At 51.5% G+C, this 6,474-nt stretch carries 4 protein-coding genes; 3 read left to right on the forward strand and 1 reads right to left on the reverse strand.

Features of this window, described 5'->3' with window-relative positions:
* The first annotated feature begins 5 nt into the window (after window positions 1-5).
* The 3 genes from AAGJ81_10790 to AAGJ81_10800 are packed head-to-tail and all read left to right on the forward strand — an operon-like array spanning window position 6 to window position 5,917.
* On the forward strand, window positions 6-1,379 hold the full coding sequence (locus tag AAGJ81_10790) for a hypothetical protein (GenBank protein ID MEM0966623.1): 1,374 nt from the start codon (window positions 6-8) through the stop codon (window positions 1,377-1,379).
* Between the two features lie 6 nt (window positions 1,380-1,385).
* Window positions 1,386-5,348 carry a hypothetical protein gene (locus tag AAGJ81_10795; GenBank protein ID MEM0966624.1) on the forward strand — a complete coding sequence of 1,321 codons (3,963 nt, stop codon included), beginning with the start codon at window positions 1,386-1,388 and terminating at the stop codon, window positions 5,346-5,348.
* A 56-nt stretch (window positions 5,349-5,404) separates the two neighbouring features.
* Entirely contained in the window at window positions 5,405-5,917 is a 513-nt protein-coding gene (locus AAGJ81_10800; GenBank protein MEM0966625.1) for a hypothetical protein, read from the forward strand.
* A 310-nt stretch (window positions 5,918-6,227) separates the two neighbouring features.
* Here AAGJ81_10800 and AAGJ81_10805 read toward each other — a convergent pair.
* Window positions 6,228-6,474, reverse strand: a 247-nt coding sequence (locus tag AAGJ81_10805) for a PEP-CTERM sorting domain-containing protein (GenBank protein MEM0966626.1), incomplete at its 5' end; no start/stop codon positions are given.

A 6,474-nucleotide genomic window follows, 5' to 3' on the forward strand; every position in this document is an offset into this window, starting at 1 on the left:
GAACCATGACAGAGGAAGAGAAAAGAAAACGTGACAGGGAATTAGCAGTTGCCGCAGAGACGGATCGGACGTTGGCAGTGCTGCGAGCTAATGAGGCAAATGCAGCGGACGGCATCGAGTTTGGCACGGAAGGGACGGAAGCGGCAGGAGTAACCGGTCGGCCGCCGAGTCTTGACGAGATTATTCGGTTCCCAGGTGGCGGCGAGCTGTCAATGCGGCGAGTGCAGCCGATTGCGACGGAGACGCCCGAGCGGCAATACGGGGAGCCGCTCGACCCGCTGGAAGGGTTGTCCGTACAGGAACCCACGAATGCAACCAGCACTGCGGATCTGGCACGATTTGACAATGCGATGCGGCTGGATGTGGCAGCACCCCCGTCACAAACGCCAGTCTCTGTTGAAGAGATTGACCGGCTAACACGGCCGGACCTCACATCGGGGTCTGCCGCAAGACAGCGGATTGATGACAACTATTACGCAGAGATCGCGCGTGAACAGGAGGCAAAGAGGATAGACGAGATCACCTTTGGAACGGCTAACCTGACGGAGCGGAACCGCGCGTCGCGGGCAGGATTTGATCAAGGCGGTGGTCGGCCGCTGAGAAGTTCAGGCGACGCCCCGGCAGACATCCGCGCAATCGCTGCACAGGGGGGGCCAAGGAACGAACGGGAGGCCAATCGAGTAGCCCGCTGGGGAGGCAACTTAGATGCCTACATAGCGAGCCAAAAACCCCCTAGCCGCCAAGAGGTGGGTAGAGATATGTTTGTCGATGAGTTTGATCGATTGAGCAGATTTCCATCTGATACAACTTCCCTTCCCGAAGATTGGGAAACATCCATACTGCGATTGGAACGTGCGGGGCATCAAGAACAGGCAGACCGTATGAGGGACCTCGCGCCTCAGCCGGAGATCGGGTTTTCCACTCCAGAAGAGGCGCGGGCAGCGCTAGGGGGTTCTCCAGGGCAAATTACGCAAGATAGCAATGGCCGCTGGCGCGCCCAAATGCAAGTGAATCAAGAGAATGAACCTGCATCGCCTCAGCGGATTAGAATCGCAGAGGAAAGAAAGCGACTAATTGATGCAAAAGATTGGGAGGGCCTAGCGTTGATAATGGATCCTATAGAGGAAGCAACTGAAGAAGGATTAGGCCCAGTTGTACGACGGCCCCCGACCGCCGCTGACGCGGAACGCATTTACGGCAATAGTTTTTCTGGACCTAATCAAGATTCAGCTTCGGCGGTTGTGCCTTCCGGCGGAACTGTGCCAGAGGATAGCCCGTATACTGCCGCGCAAGAGCGAGGGATATCGGTTGTGATGCGGGATAATAACGTAAGTCGTCAAGAGGCAATTGATGGGCTGCGCAGGGACGGGCAACTTTAGCGTAGTATGGCCCGCGAACCGCAAGAGCTAGACCTTTCTGGGTTTGCTGCAGCAGTAGCCGAAGAAGCTCCTGGACGCACCGTTAATGCTGGTGCGGGCGCTGACCAAGTGAAACCCCAACCGAGCCTCGATTTAAGTGGATTTGCTAGAGAATTGGCTCGCCAACCGCAAAAGTTGGATCTTTCTGGGTTTGCGGCAGCAGTAGCCGAAGAGTCTCCTGCGCGCGGCGTTGATGCAAGCGGCCTGGCTGATACGGTAGAACCCAAGCCAAGTTTGGATTTGAGTGGATTTAAGGAAGCCGTTACCCCCCCAGAAGTTCCGATTGAAACACACCCATTTGTTCGCAACACACTAAGCGATCCTGTTTTGACCGATGAGCAACGGCGCACGCTGGTAGAGACCTACGGCCGTAACTACCTGGAAGCGTACGGCAAAGATCCCACGATGGCGGAATCGTTTGTCCTGAACTTCCGTGATGCATGGGGCAACTACAACACTTTGGGCGCCGAGCTCCGGCGGAAGAGTGTAGGTGGAGATCCTCTAATTGGTTACGGAGCCAACCAAGAGATCGAAGACAGCATCCGCGTTGAGAACTTGATCACCGCTGAGCTGAAGCGGCGGGAAGCTGGAGGTAAAGAGGAAAATATCCCAGTATGGGAAGCTATTGGAGGTATGCTCACAATAAGGCATCCTTGGCATAAAGGTTGGCGAGATGAAAAGTACTACCGCGCCGCAAAAGAAGAGGAATTACAGGGATTGCTTGTCGCTCATCGCACGGAACGTGCCGAACTTCAGGCGGAATTAAACGAGAAACGATTTGCTGGTCTTTTGGACGAAGCGGGAAAACAGGCAAGGTTTGCGGCTTTAAATTCTACAGGGGTAAAAGACAATGCGGCCGCGTTTGCCGGTCAGTTGGCGGGGGCGGCCGTAGATCCAATTAACTTTATTGGAGGATCGGTAAAACAGGTGGCATCGCTTCCCATGCGAATGACCGTTAAGGCCGGCGAGGTAGGAACGATCAACGCGTTAGCAAACCCGCTTCTGCAAAAAGGGGCGGAAAGTGCGAACGCTCAGGAGGGGTTTGAATGGAAGCGATTCTTTGCCGATGCAGGCTTGGGTAGTCTAGTGGGAGGATCGTTCCCTCTGTTGGGAGAGATTGGCCGGGTGATTGCCCGCCGCTTCGGAGTGCAACCAGAGGATCTGGCAAAGATGGATACTCAGCAGGCACTTAAGGAGATCGGTCGAAAGGCTGACCTCCCAGATACGGAGATTGCCCGTGCACTGACAGATGAAGCCGCAGAACAGGCCGAGCAGATTAAACAGCTTCGTGATAAAACGTCCGTATCGGCCGCAGACGAGGCGGCAGAGGTCAAAGTCTTGCAGGAAGCTGAAGGGAACCGTCAACGGGGTTTCTCGCGGCGAATGGAGGGTGACGAGCGCATGGATGTCAACGAGGTCCGCGCGAACCCGGAGGAATACTATACCCCACAGTCAAACGAGACAGGACGGCAGATTGTCACGCAGATGCCAGACTCGCAGTTGGAAGATGTCTTTCGAAAAGCAGAAGCAACGACAGGAAGTGGAGAAAACTATTCCGTTTTGGCAGGTCTTGAACTAATGAACCGACGTCTTACTCGCGGGGAACCCATACGTTCCATTCGGGAGGAACTGTCAAAGCGCGGAACTTCAGTGGCCCAGATGTTGCAACAGTTTGGTGAGATCAAGACGACCACCCCTGCTGGGATGGTGTCGATGGTAGACGATTTGGCCGCTCAATTTAATCGAAAGATCCCCGATCAAGCCCTACAGCGTGGAAGGGAACTGGCCGATGCACGGTTGCAAGCAATGGAAAGACTGAAGGAGGCAGAGGTAAGCTTGCAGCAGAACTTTACCGATAAGACTGCCGCTCAGATAGCGGGATTAAAGAAAGAGGCTGCTGCGACGGCGAGGGCCTTTGATGAGTGGGCAATGGATTACACGCCTCAGCGCATGTTTAAAACGTTGGCGGACACGATGAAACTAAATTTACTTACATCGAGTTCGCTGATGATAAACGTGATTGGCAACATGACGTTGCAGCCTGTTTGGATCAGTAAGAACATCATAGGTTCGGGACTTGATTTTCTTGTGAGCTTGAGAACAGGAAAACGCACTCGAAAACTTAATCCAAAGGACTACGGCGAAGGGTTGAAAGGGGCGTTTGATGGATTAAAACAGGGGGCCGAAGTTCTGTTAAAGGGTGGTTCTCCAGACGATTACATAAAAGCGGAGCTGCACCGAGGCTTTAGACCTATGCGTGCTATGATCCAAGCCTTATCTCCTTCATCTCGTGGGATTATGCCGGTGATGGAAAACGGACAAGTCGCACTATCAGATAGAGCAAAGAAGCTACTTGAGGGATTGTTTGGAGTGCCTCCTGAAGCGGTTGCCCGTATGCTCCAGTTTGGGGACAAACCGTTCCGTTATGGGGCAGAGCGTGCAGGTCGATCACAGGAAACGGCGTTAAGAGGTTTGCGTGGAGTAGATCGCGAAAGGTTTATTCAACATCCAGACCCAGTCAGCAGAGATTTAATTGCGGAGAAGGCTAAAGCTGCGGTTTTCATGCAAGATAATGCGTTTTCTCGTAAGTTTGCTGAATGGATGCGTGACTTGGAGAAGATTCCAAAGGTTGGCGGTGCCCTTCGTTACGTAACGTCGGCTGTAGTTCCGTTTGTTCAGTTTCCAACCAACTTTATCGTGGAGGCAGTTCGATACAGAGTCCCTGGAATTAGTTTTGGAATGGCGGTGTATCGGGCGGGCCAAGGGCAACAAGACAAAGCGATTGATCATTTGGCCGCAGGGTTGGCGGGGATGACAATGTTTGGGGCTGCTGGATATTTGTGGCAGAACGGTGTGGTGACTCCGCACATTGATTATCGGGACAAGAAATTGAAAGCCTTGAGTTACAGTTTTGCTCAACCTCCTGGGTCAATGAATCTTAGTGGACTGAGGAGGTTGCTAGTTGGAGAGGACGGCAGTTTTCAAGATGGAGATATCACCGTCGCCTATGAAAAACTTGGGATATGGGGAATGATTCTTCAGGGCGAAACCGAAATGCAATGGAGGCAGGAGAAAGACAAGGCAGAAGGAAAGATCGTGCCTCCATTGGAATGGTGGAACCGGGCGATCCCATCGTCAGAAGATATGCCAAATACGTTGAGCTACATCGCTGAAGCGACTCCTCTCTTAAATATGGCCGGATTTCTCGGAGCCATCCAATCAGGACGTGCGGATCGTTGGGCACGTAATTTCTTTCAAGCTGTAGGATCAACAGTCGTTCCAAATACGTTAACCGCTGCTTTAAAAACGCAGTATGAATACATTCCAGAACTGACCGGCGAAACGATTGGAGAGACGTTTAAGAACGTATGGAATTATAAGCTTCATCGGCTAGACAAAGACCATCCTGTAAAAGTGGGCTTGTTAGGAGAACGAGTGTTACGCACTCCAGAAGGAGAAAATCCATGGCAATGGCATCTGCTCAACCCAGTTGATCTACAGTCAAAAGAGTCTGAGCCAATCTACAGATTTATCGAAACCCTTTACAAACGCACGGCCGATACAAGGGTGATACCAGGCATTCCAAGCGAAGTGTTTACCCATCCTAAGACAAAGGAACGTTTAGTCATGAAGAAGGGCAGCAAGAATCACGAGCTATTGATGAGGCACGTAGGATTGGAACGCAGAAAACTGCTGGAACGGGCCTCAAGATCAGATGCATTACGTAGGGCAAGTAACGAAACCGTTGTAAGCTTGATGCAGAGAATTTACTCGCAAGGTTTAGGAGTTGGACTGGTGAAATTTGTTCGGGATCCAGCCGTTAACTGGAAGGAAATAGAGGAATCACCCGAACCAATTGGCTTTGATTTGGAGGGTATTGATCTGTCAGGATTTGCCGCAGCTGTAGCTGAAGAAACAGCGGAGAGATAATTTGATGGGTTTTCGCTTGCTTGGTTGAAAGGATTTAGAACAATCATTATCCGAGAATGGACGGTAGTCTTGACGAACTAGAAGCAGAAGCGAAACGTCGCGCTCTGCTTGCAGACAGTCTCCGAGCCAAAACGGAAACAAATAATGAGGCACGTAAAGTGAATGGCGTGATTTCATTAATTTTTGGGGCCATCCTTGGGTATATTTTCTTTTTAATTGCCGGATTCATTCCCGGCAGTTGGGTGTTTTTGGTTTCTGAGGAATGGCGGCGGGTGGCCGCAGCCGGGTTTGCTAGAATTGCTGGAGCTTCCGCGTTCGTATTTTTCTCTTGGATGTTTGGAAGAGGTGACAAAAAAAGAGTATTAAACTGGGCTCTTTGGATATCGATTTCTTACTTTCTATTGGCTGAAGTGTTTTTTCTTTGGGCATTCTACCATGAGTTGGTGCCAACGGTATGGTTTCCCCTGACAATGGCAATTTGCGGAATTACAGGGAGCCTGATCGGTTACTTTGTGACTAACATTGTCAGTGCTAGCGAGATGATATCCAATCAAAAAGCGGAAAACTAAGCGGATAAAGTAATTTTAAATCATTGTTAATCAAGGGTTTAAATATCTAAAATACTTTCCTCGAAATCAGGTGTGCCGGAAACGGTACCGGGGGTTCGAATCCCTCCTCCTCCGCCATTCTACGCTGAGCAGGGCGAAGCGAAGAATGGCGCCCTCCGTAGCTCGTAGAGCGTAGGCGGGCCGAATTTTCTTTTCCATCCATTGCTCAGCTACGAATGGAGAAGCCGACAAAGCGAAGCGCCAATCCCTCCTCCTCCCCCAACGGCGGCCTTTTCGAAGTTCAGGTCTATCGTCTTCGGTTAGAAGACAACTAGTCTGGGAGAACAGCCTTTGAGAGACGCTGCATCTTTTTCGAGATGGAGATAATACGCCTGCGTTCTCTCCAACCGATGAGTGCGGCCAAGCCAAGGGTGGCTGCAATAGCGGCGGGTTCTGGGACAGGAACGACTTCGCCGTCGGCCAGCTGGATTGTCTCATCGCCTGGGAAGTCGGCAAAAACAATCTGGGAACGTTGCTGGGCGGAGAGGCCACTATCATTGGATCCGAAGAACAATTGA

Source organism: Verrucomicrobiota bacterium (assembly GCA_038744685.1).
Classification (GTDB): Bacteria; Verrucomicrobiota; Verrucomicrobiia; order Opitutales; family Puniceicoccaceae; genus Puniceicoccus.

Excerpts from the sequence above, each read along its gene's own strand:
- AAGJ81_10790 (MEM0966623.1), top strand. The coding sequence starts at position 6 with ATGACAGAGGAAGAGAAAAGAAAACGTGACAGGGAATTAGCAGTTGCC.
- AAGJ81_10795 (MEM0966624.1), top strand. The coding sequence starts at position 1,386 with ATGGCCCGCGAACCGCAAGAGCTAGACCTTTCTGGGTTTGCTGCAGCA.
- AAGJ81_10800 (MEM0966625.1), top strand. The coding sequence starts at position 5,405 with ATGGACGGTAGTCTTGACGAACTAGAAGCAGAAGCGAAACGTCGCGCT.